The following is a 15,428-nucleotide window of genomic DNA, read 5'->3' as shown; positions in this document are numbered from 1 at the left end:
CTCCTCACCAAGCCCACACCCATGAAACACACCGCCGACGACCTGCACGCCATCACCGCCACGACCCTGGGCCATTACAACGCCGTGGCAGAAAGCTTTCGCGAAGGCACCCGCGACCACGACGTCAGCCAGAACATCGACGCCTTGTTGCGCCACATCCAGGGCCAGGCACCGTTGCACATCCTGGACTTCGGCTGCGGTCCGGGGCGCGATTTGCGCACGTTCACGGCCATGGGCCACGTCGCGGTCGGTCTCGACGGCTCGGCGGAATTTGCCCGGATGGCGCGCCAGGACAGCGGCTGTGAAGTATGGCAACAGGACTTCCTGGCGCTCGACCTGCCAGCCGACCGCTTTGACGGGATTTTCGCCAACGCGGTGCTGTTTCATGTGCCGGTCCAGGAGCTGCCTCGGGTGCTCAGGCAATTGCACGCCACGCTCAAGCCCGGCGGCGTGCTGTTCAGCTCAAACCCTCGGGGCGAAAACCAGGAGGGCTGGAGCGGCCAGCGCTTCGGCGCCTACCACGACCTCGCGGCCTGGCGCACTCTGCTTGGCGACGCAGGTTTCGTGGAACTGGAGCATTACTACCGACCGGCGGGGCTGCCACGGGAGCAGCAGCCTTGGTTGGCGAGTGTCTGGCGTAAACCTGCTTAGGATTTGAGGACGCCATCGCGAGCAAGCTCGCTCTCACATTGGATCTGTGTTTGCTCACCGATCATGAGTTCACAGCTGATCAAGTGTGGGAGCGAGCCTGCTCGCGATAGCGGTGCAACAATCAATGAAACTCGATGGTTTGGCCTCATCGCCTGGAAGCTTCACTCCTGTTTTTTCAACCACTTCTGCGACAACTGCTCCAACCTCCCGTCATCCTTGATGCGCGCCAGGGCGTTATCCAGGCTGGCCTTGAACGCCGGATTACCCTTCTGGAACGGAATCACCAGGCTCGGCGCTGGGACGCTCTTTTCTTCCGGCTGGAACGACGGCGCCATGACCAACGGACGTTGCGTCTCATCCTTGCTCGCCAGCAGTTGTGCATCGGGATGGCTGTAAGCGGCACTGAGGTCGAAACGTTCCGCCAGTTCCGGGGTCATTGCTATGTGGTTGATGGCAACATCGTACTTGCCGCTCTCCACGCCAGTCAGCAGATCCCCGGCATCGGTGACCACGAAGTCAGGGCGTACATCGAGCTCACTGGCAAGCATTTCGCCCAGTTCCACTTCGAAACCGGTGAGTTTGCCGTCTTCCTTGAAGTTGAAGGGTGCGGTGTTGGCCTCCAGGGCAATGCGCAGTTCGCCACGGTCATTGATGTCATCGATCAGTTCGGCATGAGCCAGGGGACTCAAAAGGGGTAGCAGGCAAATCAGGCCAGGCAGAAAACGCATGGTCACTCCTATGTATTTATACAAGCGACGCTCGTTTCAGGCTCGCTTTGCTATGGTTGTTGCAGGCTTCGACAACGATTGGTCATGAAGTTGTCATGGCCAGGCGGATTTCATGGAAAAACTGGAGAAAAAAATGAAAAGCTTTATGTCTCGTGCTGCGTTGGCCGGTCTGTTGCTGGGTGCTTCGGTGCTGGCAAGCGCCGCGACCCCGGCGCCCAAAGGCGCAGAAGTCTTCATCGTTTCCCCGGAAGACGGCGCCACCGTCTCCAAAGAATTCAAGGTCAAGTTCGGCGTCAAGGACATCGCCCTGGCTCCGGCGGGTGATGTGACCAAAAATACCGGACACCATCATTTGCTGATCGATGTCGACAAACTGCCTGCCGCGGGCGCGCCGATTCCCACCGATGCCAACCACATGCACTTCGGCAAGGCACAAACCGAGGCCGACATCAAACTGACCCCAGGCAAACACACCTTGCAACTGATCCTGGGCGACAGCGGCCACATGCCGTTCGATCCGTCGATCGTGTCCAAGAAAATCACGGTGAACGTGAAGTAACAGCACTCACTGAAAAAATGCGTCCCCCCTGTGGGAGCGAGCCTGCTCGCGATAGCGGTCTATCCGACACATTAATGTTGGCTGACACGCCGCTATCGCGAGCAGGCTCGCTCCCACAGGTCATATAAAAAAACGGGAGCCCTTTCGAGGCTCCCGTTTTTTTCAGCGACCGCTCTGTTAGAACAACACGCGGCAACGAATGGTGCCGTTGATGTGCTGCAGCTTCTCTTGCGCCAGGTCCGAGTATTCGGCGTCGACGTCGATCACGACGTAGCCGACTTTCTCGTTGGTCTGCAAGAACTGACCGGAAATGTTGATGCCGTTTTCGGCGAAGACCTTGTTGATCTCGCTCATCACACCCGGGATGTTCTCGTGGATGTGCAACAGGCGGTGCTTGCCAGGGTGAGCCGGCAGGGCCACTTCCGGGAAGTTCACGGACGATACCGAAGTACCGTTGTCGCTGTACTTGACCAGTTTTTCCGCCACTTCCAGGCCGATGTTGGCCTGGGCTTCAGCGGTGGAACCGCCGATGTGCGGGGTCAGGATCACGTTGTCCAGGCCACGCAGCGGGCTTTCAAAGATGTCGTCGTTGGAGCGTGGCTCCACCGGGAACACGTCGATGGCGGCGCCGATCAGGTGCTTGTCCTTGATCGCGTCGGCCAGGGCGTCGAGCTTGACCACGGTGCCGCGCGCGGCGTTGATCAGGATGCCGCCCTTCTTGATGGCGCGGATTTCCTTCTCACCGATCATCCACTGGGTGGCAGCGGTCTCCGGCACGTGCAGGGTCACGATGTCGGACATGCCCAGCAGCTCGTGCAGGTTGTTGACCTGGGTAGCATTGCCCAGCGGCAGCTTGGTCACGGTGTCGTAGAAGAACACCTGCATGCCCAGGCCTTCAGCCAGTACCGACAACTGGGTGCCGATCGAGCCGTAGCCGACGATACCCAGCTTCTTGCCGCGAATTTCGAAGGAGTTGGCCGCGCTCTTGATCCAGCCGCCACGGTGGCAGGAAGCGTTCTTCTCAGGGATGCCGCGCAGCAGCAGGATCGCTTCGGCCAGCACCAGTTCGGCAACGGAACGGGTGTTGGAGTACGGCGCGTTGAACACTGCGATACCGCGCTCACGCGCCGCGTTGAGGTCAACCTGGTTGGTGCCGATGCAGAAGCAGCCGACCGCGACCAGTTTCTTGGCGTGGTCGAAGATCTCTTCGGTCAATTGCGTACGGGAGCGAATGCCGATGAAGTGAGCATCGGCGATCTTTTCCTTGAGCTGGGCTTCCGGCAGAGAACTGGTGATGTACTCGATGCTGGTGTAGCCCGCCGACTTGAGGACGTCGACAGCCGATTGGTGGACGCCTTCGAGAAGAAGGAACTTGATCTTGCTCTTATCGAGAGAAGTCTTGCTCATCTGCGTAAACCTGTGTCCCGGAGAAAAATGGCAGGGAATCGGACAGCGCATGCTGACCCGACCGGCGTGACAGCCGTCGCCGCAGAACAGCCGTTGGGCACTACGCTGCGGGGTCGGTATGCTAGCATATGCACCCCGCTAAACACTCATTCCTGCGACGTGAAGCGTTCTCAGGATGACCATGAATTGTTCGAGAGTTCTGTCGATGACCAATCCTGCCCTGATAGATGAGCTGAAGACCCTGGTTGAGCCTGGCAAGGTCCTGACCGATGCCGACTCCCTGAACGCTTACGGCAAGGACTGGACCAAGCATTTCGCCCCGGCGCCGAGCGCCATCGTCTTCCCCAAGACCACCGAGCAGGTCCAGGCCATCGTGCGCTGGGCCAATGCGCACAAGGTCGCGCTGGTGCCATCGGGCGGACGTACCGGGCTTTCCGCCGCAGCCGTGGCGGCCAACGGCGAAGTGGTCGTGTCATTCGACTACATGAACCAGATTCTCGATGTGAACCTCACCGACCGTACCGCCGTCTGCCAGCCAGGCGTGGTCACCGAACAATTGCAGAACAAGGCTGAAGAACATGGCCTGTACTACCCGGTAGACTTCGCTTCGGCAGGTTCCAGCCAGATTGGCGGCAACATCGGCACCAATGCCGGCGGGATCAAGGTTATTCGCTACGGCATGACCCGTAACTGGGTGGCGGGCATGAAGGTCGTCACTGGCAAGGGTGACCTGCTGGAACTGAACAAGGACCTGATCAAGAACGCCACCGGCTACGACTTGCGGCAGCTGTTCATCGGTGCCGAGGGCACCCTGGGCTTCGTGGTCGAGGCCACCATGCGCCTGGACCGCGCGCCGAAAAACCTAACCGCCATGGTGCTCGGCACGCCGGACTTCGACTCGATCATGCCGGTGCTGCACGCTTTCCAGGGCAAGCTGGACCTGACCGCCTTCGAGTTTTTCTCCGACAAGGCCCTGGCCAAGGTCCTGGGTCGCGGCGACGTGCCAACACCGTTCGAAACCGAGTGCCCGTTCTACGCCCTGCTGGAATTCGAAGCCACCACCGAGGAAGTCGCCAACCACGCCCTGGAGACCTTCGAACACTGCGTGGAACAAGGCTGGGTGCTGGACGGCGTGATGAGCCAGAGCGAAACCCAACTGCAGAACCTGTGGAAGCTGCGCGAGTACATCTCCGAGACCATCTCGCACTGGACGCCATACAAGAACGATATCTCGGTGACTGTCTCGAAAGTCCCGGCATTCTTGCAGGAAATCGACGCGATCGTCGGCGAACACTACCCGGATTTCGAAATCGTCTGGTTCGGCCACATCGGCGACGGCAACCTGCACCTGAACATCCTCAAGCCGGAAAACCTGAGCAAGGATGAGTTCTTCGCCAAGTGCGCGACCGTGAACAAATGGGTCTTTGAAACCGTCGAGAAGTACAACGGTTCGATTTCCGCCGAACATGGCGTGGGCATGACCAAGCGCGACTACCTGACTTATAGTCGTTCGCCAGTGGAAATCGAGTACATGAAAGCCGTGAAGGCTGTATTCGACCCGAACGGCATCATGAACCCGGGCAAGATTTTCGCTGTTTGAATCAACGAACCAGGAGTCGGTAATGAGCTATCAGCACCAGTATGTCGACGGTACACGTATCCATTTCCCGGTAGGGAAAGTGGTGTGCATTGGCCGCAACTACGCCGAACATGCCAAGGAATTGGACAACCCGGTGCCCACCGAACCCTTGCTGTTCATCAAGCCGGGCAGTTGTGTGGTGCCACTGGAGGGCGGTTTCAGCATTCCTGCCGACCGTGGCTCGGTGCACTACGAAGCGGAAATTGCCGTGCTGATCGGCAAGCCGCTGTCGCCCCGCCCGAGCGCTGAGGAAGTGCTGGACGCCATCTCCGGCTTCGCCCCGGCCCTGGACCTGACCCTGCGGGACAAACAGGCCGAGCTCAAGGCCAAGGGCCTGCCGTGGGAAATCGCGAAATCCTTCGACGGCGCGGCGGTGATCGCACCGTTCGTGTCGAGCGGCACCTTTGCCGACCTGACCGACATCCCCGTTCGCCTGACCATCAACGGTGAAGTGCGCCAGGATGGCAACAGCAGCCTGATGCTCAACCCTATCGTGCCAATGATCCAGCACATGGCCGGGTGCTTCTCGCTCCAGGCCGGCGACGTGATCCTCACCGGCACCCCGGCGGGCGTCGGGCCGCTGAATGCAGGGGATGAATTGGTACTGGAACTGCCGGGGGCGAGCCGCTTCGAAAGCAGCGTTCGCTAACCGCAATGCCTTAACTGTGGGAGCGAGCCTGCTCGCGATAGCGGTCTATCCGACACATAAATGCTGGCCGACACGCCGCTATCGCGAGCAGGCTCGCTCCCACAGGGTATACATGGCTGTATACCCGCCATTTACCGTTTTTTTCACATGCCATCCGGATAATTCCGGGGAATGCGGCATCTGAGCCAGCCATTCCCCTAGCCGAATTTTCTGGAACGCATTCCCCGATGGCCAAAACCCAAACACTGTCTGCCGCCAAACCTACCCGCCGCTCCCGCTTCGCCCTGCCCTGGTATGCCTGGTCGCTGCTGGCGCTGGCCGCCGCCTATGGCCTGGCGTTTGCGATGCATTGGGACGACCGCGGGCTGCTTTGGCTATCGGAACACTTCCAGAGCCCGGCCCAGCGCCAGGAGAGCATCTGGCTGCCGGACTACCGCGCCGTGATCGACGCCAAGCCACTGCCGGGCATGGAGAAGGACGAGGCGTCCGATGTGACCTACAACCCGCAGACCAAGACTCTGTTCGCCGTCATGGGCAAGAATCCGTTCCTGGTGGAGCTGACCCTGCAAGGCGATGTGCTGCGCAAGATGCCTTTGGTGGGCTGGAACAACCCCGAAGGCGTGACCTATATGACCAATGGTCTGCTGGCGATTACCGACGAGCGCAATCACACGCTGTCAATCGTCCAGGTGGATGCCAGCACCCGCGAGCTGAACAGCACTGACTTCCCTCAATACGACCTGGGTGCATCAGCGAACCAGAACAAAGGGTTCGAAGCGATTGTCTGGGATCCGCGTAACCAGCAACTGGTGCTCGGGGAGGAACGCCCGCCAGCACTGTTCACCTGGAAAAGCGATGGCAGCCAATTGCTCAAGGGCGACAAGCAGATCCACGTCAGCAATGAACTGGACTTGCGCAACCTCTCGGCACTGGCGATCGACCCGCGCACCGGTCACATGCTGGTGCTTTCGGCCGACTCCCATCTGCTGCTGGAACTGGACGAAAAAGGCGAGCAAGTCAGCTTCATGACCTTGCTGGGCAGCTTCAACGGCTTGAAAAACACCATCCCTCGCGCCGAAGGCGTCACCATCGATGAGGCCGGCAATCTGTACATGGTCAGCGAACCGAATCTGTTCTATCGTTTCGAGAAACAGCGCTGATAGCACTAACTCTGTAGGATAAATCCTCATTCGTTGTAGGGTGTGGCACACAGCCATTAAGCTTCAGTTCAGGCAGCCGTGGTATTTCCACCCACCTGTTCTTATCCGAGCCCACCCCAACATGCGTCGACTCGCCCGCCCCAAACCCCTGATCCTGATACTGCTGACCCTGGTGCTGATCTTCCTGATCGCAGCCGGTCAGCACCTGCGCCTGTTCGAACGCGCCTGGTTCAACCTCAACACCCTCTGGAAAACCACCAGCGAACAGGCCATCGCCTTGGACCAGTACCGGGTCACGGTCGAGGCGCAGGTGATCGAAGGCCTGGACGATGACGTTTCAGCGCTGACGTTCGATCCCGTACGCAAGAGCCTGTTCACCGTCACCAACAAGAATGCCGAGCTGATCGAATTGTCCCTGGACGGCAAGATTTTGCGGCGCATCGCGCTGATCGGCTTTGGCGATCCAGAGGCGGTGGAGTTCATCAGCGAAGACACTTACGTCATCACTGACGAGCGCCAGCAGCGCCTGATCAAGATTCACCTGGATGACGACACCCAATTCCTCGACGCCGCCGATGCCGAGCAGATGACCCTCGGCGTGCACATGAGCGGCAACAAAGGCTTCGAAGGGCTGGCCTACGATTCGGTGGGCAAACGGCTGTTCGTGGCCAAGGAACGCGACCCGATGCTGATTTATGAAGTGCATGGGTTTCCCCACCACAATCCGGAAAAATCCTACGCGGTCCACGTGATCAACAACCCCAAGCGCGATGCCGGGCTGTTCGTGCGCGACCTTTCAAGCCTGCAATACGATGAGCGCAGCGGCCATTTGCTGGCGCTGTCCGATGAGTCGCGGTTGATTATCGAGCTGGACATAGACGGCCGGCCGTTGAGCACGCTGTCGTTGAGCAAAGGCCGCCAGGGCCTGCAGAAAACCGTGCCGCAGGCCGAAGGCCTGGCCATGGACGACGACGGCAACCTGTATGTGGTGAGCGAGCCGAACCTGTTCTATGTGTTCAAGAAGCCGCAGCCTTGATGCACTCGCCCTGAAACACCACAACAACCCAATGTGGGAGCGAGCCTGCTCGCGATAACGGTGTGTCAGCCGACATTGATGTGTCGGATAAACCGCTATCGCGAGCAGGCTCGCTCCCACAGGGAATACTTCACTCAAAAGAGCAGGTTATTTCGTCGACTTACTCAGCCCGCAGGGTCTTCACCCCTTCAGCGGTTCCCAGCAACAGCACATCCGCCGGACGAGCCGCGAACAAACCGTTGGTGACCACGCCGACGATGGCGTTGATCTGGCTTTCCAGTTCCACCGGGTTGGTGATCTGCAAGTTGTGCACGTCCAGGATGATATTGCCGTTATCGGTCAGCACGCCTTCGCGATACACCGGGTCGCCGCCCAGCGTCACCAGTTCGCGGGCCACATGACTGCGGGCCATCGGGATGACTTCCACCGGCAACGGGAATGCGCCGAGCACAGGCACCAGTTTGCTGGCGTCGGCAATGCAGATGAAGGTCTTGGCCACGGCCGCGACGATCTTCTCGCGCGTCAGGGCCGCGCCACCGCCCTTGATCAGGTTCAGGTGCGCGTCGCTTTCGTCGGCGCCATCGACGTAGAACTCCAGGTCGCTCACGGTGTTGAGCTCATACACCGGGATCCCGTGCCCCTTGAGGCGCGCGGCGGTGGCTTCGGAACTGGCGACCGCGCCGTCGAACGCGCCCTTGTGGCGAGCCAGCGCGTCGATGAAGCAGTTGGCCGTGGAGCCGGTACCGACCCCGACGATGCTCTTGTCATCCAGTTTCGGGAGGATGAGGTCGACGGCGGCCTGGGCCACGGCCTGTTTGAGTTGATCCTGGGTCATGCGGGCTCCGAAAGCGGGCAGGAAGTAAAGAGGGGCGCGAGTATAACCCAACAAAACCTTGGGATTCGTGTGGTCGCCCAGCCAAAAGCCGGGTTAGACTCCTTGGCCCTGCCCAACTCGCTCAGTGATGCTTTCCGATGCTTGAACAGTACGTCAAAAAGATCCTCACCTCGCGCGTTTATGACGTTGCCGTAGAAACCCCGTTGCAGACCGCTCGCCAGCTCTCCGAGCGGCTGGGCAACAGCATTTTGCTCAAGCGTGAAGACTTGCAGCCGGTGTTCTCGTTCAAGATTCGCGGGGCCTACAACAAGCTGACCCAGCTCAGCGACGAAGAACGCGCACGCGGCGTGGTCACGGCGTCGGCGGGCAACCACGCCCAGGGCCTGGCCCTGGCGGCCAAGGTGCTGGGCGTCAAGGCCACCATCGTGATGCCCAAGACCACCCCGGAAATCAAGGTCGAAGGCGTGCGCTCGCGGGGCGGCAAAGTGGTGCTGCATGGCGATTCGTTCCCCGAAGCCCTGGCCTATTCGCTGAAACTGGTCGACGAAAAAGGCTACGTCTACATCCACCCCTATGACGACCCCCACACCATTGCCGGGCAGGGCACGGTGGCGATGGAAATCCTGCGCCAGCACCCCGGGCGCCTGGATGCGATCTTCGTCCCGGTGGGCGGTGGCGGGCTGATCGCAGGGATCGCAGCCTACGTGAAATACCTGCGCCCGGACATCAAGGTCATCGGCGTCGAGCCGGACGACTCCAATTGCCTGCAAGCGGCCATGGCCGCTGGTGAGCGCGTGGTGCTGCCGACCGTGGGGCTGTTCGCCGATGGCGTCGCCGTGGCACAGATCGGCCAGCACACCTTCGATATCTGCAAACACTACGTGGACGAAGTCATCACCGTCAGCACCGACGAGATCTGCGCCGCCATCAAGGACATCTACGACGATACCCGCTCGATCACCGAACCTGCCGGCGCCCTGGGCGTGGCCGGGATCAAGAAATACGTCGAGTCACGGGGCGTCAGCGGCCAGACCCTGGTGGCCATCGACTCCGGGGCCAACGTCAACTTCGACCGCTTGCGCCACGTGGCCGAACGCGCCGAACTGGGCGAGGGCCGCGAAGCGATCATCGCCGTGACCATCCCTGAGAAGCCAGGTAGCTTCAAGGCGTTCTGCGAAGCCGTCGGCAAACGCCAGATCACCGAATTCAACTACCGCTATAACACCGGCAGTGAAGCGCACATCTTCGTCGGCGTGCAGACCCACCCGGAAAACGACCCACGCAGCGCGCTGATCGCCAGCCTGACCGAACAAGGCTTCCCGGTGCTGGACCTGACCGACAACGAACTGGCCAAGTTGCACATCCGCCACATGGTGGGCGGGCACGCGGCACACGTCATCGACGAAGTGGTGTTGCGCTTCGAATTCCCGGAACGCCCAGGCGCACTGTTCAACTTCCTCAACAAGCTGGGCGGGCGCTGGAATATCTCGATGTTCCACTACCGCAACCATGGCGCAGCGGATGGCCGAGTGGTCGCCGGACTGCAAGTGCCCCACGATGAGCGCCACCTGGTGCCAGCCGCCCTGGAAGAAATCGGCTACCCGTACTGGGATGAAAGCGATAACCCGGCCTATCAGTTGTTCCTGGGTTGATAAAGCCGGGCTAGGCTGTGAGCAGGACTTAAGGAAATCGAACAATGGAAACACTGACCACGCTGAAGATCGCTCACATCGTCGCCACGGTATTGCTGTTGGCGGGCGCCCTGGGGCTGGCCATCTGGGTCTGGCGCACGCGCCGCAACGGCGATGCCACGGCGGCGGCTCGTACGCTGCAACGCCCGCGGCTGTTCATCTGGTTGGTGATGATCCTTGCACTGGCGAGCCTTCCATTCACGGGCTGGTGGATGGTGCACCAGGTCGGCTGGCCACTGGGGCAGACCTGGTTGCTGGCTTCCAGCGTGCTCTACACCTTGGCCGCGCTGGCGGGGTTCTGGCTGGTGGTGCGGCTGAACAAATTGCGCAAGGCGCCGGGAGGTAGCGGTAGGTTTACCTTTGCCTTGGCGTTGTTCAGCGTTGTCTGCTTTATCGCCATTGCGGGGTTGATGGGGGCCAAGCCGGTTTAAGGTTTTAGACCGCGCCGGCCCCATCGCGAGCAGGCTCGCTCCCACATTGGATTTGCGTTGTTCACAAAATCCCTGTGGGAGCGAGCCTGCTCGCGATAGCCCTATCAGCCGCGCAACGAAATCACCGGCCAACCACGTCTTTCGGCCTCGGCCCGCAGATTCGGATCCGGATCCACCGCCACCGGATGCGTCACCACCTCCAGCAACGGCAAGTCGTTCATCGAATCACTGTAGAAATAGCTGCCGTCGAGCGAATGCCCGGTCTCTTCCAGCCAACGGTTCAACCGGGTCACCTTGCCCTCGCGAAAACACGGGATGTCGGCGCTGCGCCCGCTGTAGCGCCCATCAATCATCTCGCACTCGGTGGCGATCAGGGTTTCCACACCCAGGCGTTCGGCAATCGGCCCGGTGACAAAGCGGTTGGTGGCAGTGATGATCACCAGCTTATCGCCAGCGGCGCGGTGCTTTTCCAGCAATTCGACGGCCTGGGGCAACACGATTGGCTCGATGCAGTCGCGCATGTAGTCCAGGTGCCACTGGGCCAGCACGTGCATTTCGGTCCGACCGAGGATTTCCAGGCAAAAGTTCAGGTACTCGGCGTTGTCGAGCTTGCCGGCCAGGTAATCCTGGTAGAACTCGTCGTTGCGTGCCTTGTAAGTGACAGCATCCAGGAAACCGCGCTCGCACAGGTAATCGCCCCACGCGTGATCGCTGTCGCCGCCCAGCAATGTGTTGTCCAAGTCGAATAAAGCCAGCCGCATTGCAGTTACTCGCTGAAAAATCTGAAGAAAGGCGTCCAGAATACGTACTTTTCACAAGAGTGCACATAAGCTAGGCGGGCTCGTTGCTGCTTTCACAACCTTTGTGGAACAATGCGGCGACATGCGTTTGCGAGGTTGTTGCCGTGATCGACCCCGATGGTTTCCGCCCCAATGTGGGGATCATTCTTACGAATGATGCAGGGCAGGTGCTATGGGCTCGCCGTATCAATCAAGACGCCTGGCAGTTTCCCCAGGGCGGGATCAACCCCCAGGAGACGCCGGAAGAGGCCTTGTACCGCGAGTTGAACGAAGAAGTGGGGCTTGAGCGAGAAGATGTCGAAATACTCGCCTGCACCCGAGGCTGGTTGCGCTATCGTTTGCCGCAACGCCTGGTCCGCACGCACAGCCAACCGCTGTGTATCGGCCAGAAGCAGAAATGGTTTCTCCTGCGCCTGATCTCCAACGAGCAACGGGTGCGGATGGATTTGACCGGTAAACCGGAGTTCGATGGCTGGCGCTGGGTCAGCTATTGGTATCCGTTGGGCCAGGTGGTGACATTCAAGCGCGAAGTGTATCGACGCGCTCTCAAAGAGCTTGCCCCGCGCCTGCTGACGCGCGACTGACGACGGAGTTCGACCCCGAGCCATGCTCAATACGCTGCGCAAGATCGTCCAGGAAGTTAACTCCGCCAAGGATCTCAAGGCGGCGTTGGGGATTATTGTATTGCGCGTCAAAGAGGCCATGGGCAGCCAGGTCTGCTCGGTCTACCTGCTGGACCCCGAGACCAACCGTTTTGTGCTGATGGCCACCGAGGGCTTGAACAAGCGCTCGATCGGCAAGGTCAGCATGGCGCCCAATGAAGGTCTGGTCGGCCTGGTCGGCACGCGCGAAGAACCCCTGAACCTCGAAAACGCCGCGGATCACCCGCGCTATCGTTACTTTGCCGAAACCGGGGAAGAACGCTACGCCTCGTTCCTCGGCGCACCGATCATCCACCACCGCCGCGTTGTCGGCGTATTGGTCATCCAGCAAAAAGAGCGCCGCCAGTTCGACGAGGGGGAAGAAGCTTTCCTCGTGACCATGAGCGCGCAACTGGCCGGGGTTATCGCCCACGCCGAGGCCACCGGCTCGATCAGCGGCCTGGGTCGCCAGGGCAAGGGTATCCAGGAAGCCAAGTTCGTCGGCGTACCGGGCTCACCGGGCGCGGCGGTGGGCACGGCGGTGGTCATGCTGCCGCCCGCCGACCTCGACGTGGTGCCGGACAAGGCCATCACCGACATCGATGCCGAGCTGGGCTTGTTCAAGACCGCCATCGAAGGCGTACGGGCCGACATGCGCGCCCTGTCGGCCAAGCTGGCGACGCAGCTGCGGCCTGAAGAGCGCGCGCTGTTCGACGTCTACCTGATGATGCTCGACGACGCCTCCCTGGGCAGCGAAGTGACCACCGTCATCAAGACCGGCCAGTGGGCCCAGGGCGCGCTGCGCCAGGTGGTGACCGACCACGTCAACCGTTTCGAACTGATGGACGACGCCTACCTGCGCGAGCGTGCCTCCGACGTCAAGGACCTTGGCCGCCGGTTGTTGGCCTATTTGCAGCAGGAACGCCAGCAGACCCTGGTCTACCCCGATAACACCATCCTCGTCAGCGAAGAGCTGACCCCGGCCATGCTCGGCGAAGTGCCGGAAGGCAAGCTGGCGGGGCTGGTCTCGGTATTGGGCTCGGGCAACTCCCACGTGGCGATCCTGGCCCGGGCCATGGGCATCCCGACGGTGATGGGCCTGGTGGACCTGCCGTACTCCAAGGTCGACGGCATCCAGATGATCGTCGATGGCTACCACGGCGAGGTCTACACCAACCCCAGCGACGTGCTGCGCAAGCAGTTCGCCGATGTGGTGGAGGAAGAGAAACAACTGTCCCTGGGCCTGGACGCGCTGCGGGACCTGCCTTGCGTGACCCTCGACGGCCACCGTATGCCGCTGTGGGTCAACACCGGCCTGCTGGCCGACGTGGCCCGGGCACAGAAACGTGGCGCCGAGGGTGTGGGCCTGTACCGCACCGAAGTGCCGTTCATGATCAACCAGCGCTTCCCGAGTGAAAAGGAACAGCTGGCGATCTACCGCGAACAACTGGCCGCGTTCCACCCGCAACCGGTGACCATGCGCAGCCTGGACATCGGCGGCGACAAGTCGCTGTCCTACTTCCCGATCAAGGAAGACAACCCGTTCCTCGGTTGGCGCGGCATTCGCGTGACCCTCGATCACCCGGAAATCTTCCTGGTCCAGGCCCGCGCCATGCTCAAGGCCAGCGAAGGCCTGAACAACCTGCGCATCCTGTTGCCGATGATCTCCGGCACCCATGAACTGGAAGAAGCCCTGCACCTGATCCACCGGGCCTGGGGCGAAGTGCGCGACGAAGGCACCGACGTGCCGATGCCGCCGGTAGGCGTGATGATCGAGATTCCGGCAGCGGTGTACCAGACCAAGGAACTGGCGCGGCAGGTGGACTTCCTGTCGGTGGGTTCCAACGACCTGACCCAGTACCTGCTGGCCGTGGACCGCAACAACCCACGGGTCGCCGATCTGTACGATTACCTGCACCCGGCGGTGCTGCAAGCCTTGCAGAACGTGGTGCGTGACGCCCATGCCGAAGGCAAGCCGGTGAGCATCTGCGGCGAAATGGCCGGTGACCCGGCAGCGGCGGTGCTGCTGATGGCGATGGGTTTCGACAGCCTGTCGATGAACGCCACCAACCTGCCGAAAGTGAAGTGGATGCTGCGCCAGATCAACCTCAGCAAGGCCCAGGAGTTGCTGGCCGAGGTGATGACCATCGACAACCCGCAGGTGATCCACAGCTCCTTGCAATTGGCACTGAAGAACCTTGGGTTGGCGCGGATGATCAATCCGGCGTCGAACAAAACCCTCTGAACCTGTAGCGCCCCTATCGCGAGCAGGCTCGCTCCCACAGGGGATCTCGGTTGTTCACACAATATGTGTTCACCGCCGATCCACAGTGGGAGCGAGCCTGCTCGCGATAGGGCCAGACCTGACACCACAAAGCTAGACCCTGACCTCGACCTCCCCCAAATGCCCCCCATGCGGCCCGAAACTGCGCTCGACCATATGCCGTGTCCCATCGGCATGGACAATCAACGCCGTGCTCGCCCGCGTCCCATAAGCCGGGCTGGCGATGAACACGCTCGACAACAGCATCTCGGTCGCCAGTCCAACGCCCGTATCCGGCAGCTCAGCCACCGGGGCGGGTTGCGGGTCGTTCAGCAGCGCCAATAGCGCCTGGGGCTGCGGATCGTCCAGCACCTCGGCCAGCGCCGCCCGGGCCTTGAGCAGCTTGGGCCATGGCGTGTTCAGCCCGGCGTTCGACAAACCATAGACGCCTTCGGCCAGTCGCTGTGGCCGAACATCACGGGCGTTGTGGTGCCAGAGCTCGGAGCCATCGCCGAGCAGCAGGTTGAACCCGCCATACTCGCTGGCGCGGGGCACGACTTCGCTCAAGTACTCGGCAATCGAGAGATTTCCGGTCAGAAACCGCGCCACCAGCTCACCGCGAGACTTGAATGCCGGCAACTGGCCCGGGTCACGGATGTTGGTCAGGGCGGCAAAGCGACCCTCGGCGCCAACGCCAAGCCAGGTGCCGCCGGCCTCCAGGTCGCGACCAGCGTGGACCTGGGGCGCGTCAGGCCACTGGGCCAGGGGCAAGGTCGGCCGGGCGTAGAACTCGTCGCGGTTGGCCGCCACGATCAATGGCTGGGCGTGGCCGGGGCGCCAGGCAAATACGATCAGGCACATCAGGTAATCCCGTTAACAATGCCAATCGGTTGAAAGAATAAAGCCAGACACAGTTTTTGTGGGGGGCACTGTGTGGG

General features: G+C 61.0%; 15 protein-coding genes. 10 read left to right on the top strand and 5 right to left on the bottom strand.

The window, feature by feature from the left end:
* The first annotated feature begins 21 nt into the window (after positions 1-21).
* Entirely contained in the window at positions 22-651 is a 630-nt protein-coding gene (locus PBDP_RS01475; protein ID WP_176688804.1) for a class I SAM-dependent methyltransferase, read from the top strand.
* Between the two features lie 161 nt (positions 652-812).
* Here PBDP_RS01475 and PBDP_RS01470 read toward each other — a convergent pair whose 3' ends face one another.
* Positions 813-1,379 carry a transporter substrate-binding domain-containing protein gene (locus PBDP_RS01470; protein WP_212801731.1) on the bottom strand — a complete coding sequence of 189 codons (567 nt, stop codon included), beginning with the start codon at positions 1,377-1,379 and terminating at the stop codon, positions 813-815.
* Between the two features lie 133 nt (positions 1,380-1,512).
* On the opposite strand from PBDP_RS01470, the gene PBDP_RS01465 reads away from it, so the two are divergent.
* Positions 1,513-1,938: a DUF4399 domain-containing protein gene (locus PBDP_RS01465; RefSeq protein WP_109752346.1), complete on the top strand. Its 426-nt coding sequence runs from the start codon at positions 1,513-1,515 to the stop codon at positions 1,936-1,938.
* Positions 1,939-2,115: 177 nt separating this feature from the next.
* On the opposite strand, the gene serA is transcribed toward PBDP_RS01465, so the two are convergent.
* A complete protein-coding gene (gene serA, locus PBDP_RS01460) occupies positions 2,116-3,345 on the bottom strand; it encodes a phosphoglycerate dehydrogenase (RefSeq protein ID WP_003186856.1) in 1,230 nt (409 codons plus the stop codon).
* Positions 3,346-3,550: 205 nt separating this feature from the next.
* On the opposite strand from serA, the gene PBDP_RS01455 reads away from it, so the two are divergent.
* The 4 genes from PBDP_RS01455 (at position 3,551) to PBDP_RS01440 (ending at position 7,829) form a co-directional block, all read left to right on the top strand.
* Entirely contained in the window at positions 3,551-4,945 is a 1,395-nt protein-coding gene (locus tag PBDP_RS01455) for a D-2-hydroxyglutarate dehydrogenase (protein WP_212801730.1), read from the top strand.
* Between the two features lie 22 nt (positions 4,946-4,967).
* Positions 4,968-5,633: a fumarylacetoacetate hydrolase family protein gene (locus tag PBDP_RS01450; protein ID WP_109751895.1), complete on the top strand. Its 666-nt coding sequence runs from the start codon at positions 4,968-4,970 to the stop codon at positions 5,631-5,633.
* Positions 5,634-5,860: 227 nt separating this feature from the next.
* The gene (locus PBDP_RS01445) at positions 5,861-6,793 is read left to right on the top strand and encodes an SdiA-regulated domain-containing protein (protein WP_212801729.1); all 933 of its coding nucleotides are present in this window, start codon (positions 5,861-5,863) and stop codon (positions 6,791-6,793) included.
* A 121-nt stretch (positions 6,794-6,914) separates the two neighbouring features.
* A complete protein-coding gene (locus PBDP_RS01440; RefSeq protein WP_212801728.1) occupies positions 6,915-7,829 on the top strand; it encodes an SdiA-regulated domain-containing protein in 915 nt (304 codons plus the stop codon).
* A 160-nt stretch (positions 7,830-7,989) separates the two neighbouring features.
* Here PBDP_RS01440 and rpiA read toward each other — a convergent pair whose 3' ends face one another.
* A complete protein-coding gene (gene rpiA / locus PBDP_RS01435) occupies positions 7,990-8,664 on the bottom strand; it encodes a ribose-5-phosphate isomerase RpiA (protein WP_212801727.1) in 675 nt (224 codons plus the stop codon).
* A gap of 137 nt (positions 8,665-8,801) precedes the next feature.
* Between rpiA and ilvA the strand changes: the two genes are divergently transcribed.
* Both ilvA and PBDP_RS01425 read left to right on the top strand, forming a co-directional pair.
* Positions 8,802-10,316, top strand: a complete 1,515-nt coding sequence (gene ilvA, locus PBDP_RS01430; protein ID WP_109751891.1) for a threonine ammonia-lyase, biosynthetic — start codon at positions 8,802-8,804, stop codon at positions 10,314-10,316.
* 44 nt (positions 10,317-10,360) lie between these two features.
* Entirely contained in the window at positions 10,361-10,786 is a 426-nt protein-coding gene (locus PBDP_RS01425; RefSeq protein ID WP_212801726.1) for a DUF2269 family protein, read from the top strand.
* 104 nt (positions 10,787-10,890) lie between these two features.
* On the opposite strand, the gene PBDP_RS01420 is transcribed toward PBDP_RS01425, so the two are convergent.
* Positions 10,891-11,547: a histidinol-phosphatase gene (locus PBDP_RS01420; protein ID WP_109751889.1), complete on the bottom strand. Its 657-nt coding sequence runs from the start codon at positions 11,545-11,547 to the stop codon at positions 10,891-10,893.
* 143 nt (positions 11,548-11,690) lie between these two features.
* On the opposite strand from PBDP_RS01420, the gene PBDP_RS01415 reads away from it, so the two are divergent.
* Entirely contained in the window at positions 11,691-12,170 is a 480-nt protein-coding gene (locus PBDP_RS01415; RefSeq protein ID WP_003186867.1) for an RNA pyrophosphohydrolase, read from the top strand.
* A 22-nt stretch (positions 12,171-12,192) separates the two neighbouring features.
* Positions 12,193-14,472 carry a phosphoenolpyruvate--protein phosphotransferase gene (ptsP, locus tag PBDP_RS01410; RefSeq protein ID WP_116833926.1) on the top strand — a complete coding sequence of 760 codons (2,280 nt, stop codon included), beginning with the start codon at positions 12,193-12,195 and terminating at the stop codon, positions 14,470-14,472.
* Between the two features lie 132 nt (positions 14,473-14,604).
* Here ptsP and PBDP_RS01405 read toward each other — a convergent pair whose 3' ends face one another.
* Positions 14,605-15,351: an NRDE family protein gene (locus PBDP_RS01405; RefSeq protein ID WP_116833925.1), complete on the bottom strand. Its 747-nt coding sequence runs from the start codon at positions 15,349-15,351 to the stop codon at positions 14,605-14,607.
* Between the last annotated feature and the right edge of the window lie 77 nt (positions 15,352-15,428).

It is taken from the genome of Pseudomonas sp. St290 (assembly GCF_018325805.1).
Lineage (GTDB): Bacteria > Pseudomonadota > Gammaproteobacteria > Pseudomonadales > Pseudomonadaceae > Aquipseudomonas > Aquipseudomonas bijieensis.
The sequence above is the reverse complement of the archived record's forward strand: the minus strand, read 5'-3'. Positions and strand labels throughout refer to the sequence as shown.

Coding starts and splice junctions, on each gene's coding strand:
- PBDP_RS01475 (WP_176688804.1), top strand. CDS start 22: ATGAAACACACCGCCGACGACCTGCACGCCATCACCGCCACGACCCTG.
- PBDP_RS01470 (WP_212801731.1), bottom strand. CDS start 1,379: ATGCGTTTTCTGCCTGGCCTGATTTGCCTGCTACCCCTTTTGAGTCCC.
- PBDP_RS01465 (WP_109752346.1), top strand. CDS start 1,513: ATGAAAAGCTTTATGTCTCGTGCTGCGTTGGCCGGTCTGTTGCTGGGT.
- serA (WP_003186856.1), bottom strand. CDS start 3,345: ATGAGCAAGACTTCTCTCGATAAGAGCAAGATCAAGTTCCTTCTTCTC.
- PBDP_RS01455 (WP_212801730.1), top strand. CDS start 3,551: ATGACCAATCCTGCCCTGATAGATGAGCTGAAGACCCTGGTTGAGCCT.
- PBDP_RS01450 (WP_109751895.1), top strand. CDS start 4,968: ATGAGCTATCAGCACCAGTATGTCGACGGTACACGTATCCATTTCCCG.
- PBDP_RS01445 (WP_212801729.1), top strand. CDS start 5,861: ATGGCCAAAACCCAAACACTGTCTGCCGCCAAACCTACCCGCCGCTCC.
- PBDP_RS01440 (WP_212801728.1), top strand. CDS start 6,915: ATGCGTCGACTCGCCCGCCCCAAACCCCTGATCCTGATACTGCTGACC.
- rpiA (WP_212801727.1), bottom strand. CDS start 8,664: ATGACCCAGGATCAACTCAAACAGGCCGTGGCCCAGGCCGCCGTCGAC.
- ilvA (WP_109751891.1), top strand. CDS start 8,802: ATGCTTGAACAGTACGTCAAAAAGATCCTCACCTCGCGCGTTTATGAC.
- PBDP_RS01425 (WP_212801726.1), top strand. CDS start 10,361: ATGGAAACACTGACCACGCTGAAGATCGCTCACATCGTCGCCACGGTA.
- PBDP_RS01420 (WP_109751889.1), bottom strand. CDS start 11,547: ATGCGGCTGGCTTTATTCGACTTGGACAACACATTGCTGGGCGGCGAC.
- ptsP (WP_116833926.1), top strand. CDS start 12,193: ATGCTCAATACGCTGCGCAAGATCGTCCAGGAAGTTAACTCCGCCAAG.
- PBDP_RS01405 (WP_116833925.1), bottom strand. CDS start 15,351: ATGTGCCTGATCGTATTTGCCTGGCGCCCCGGCCACGCCCAGCCATTG.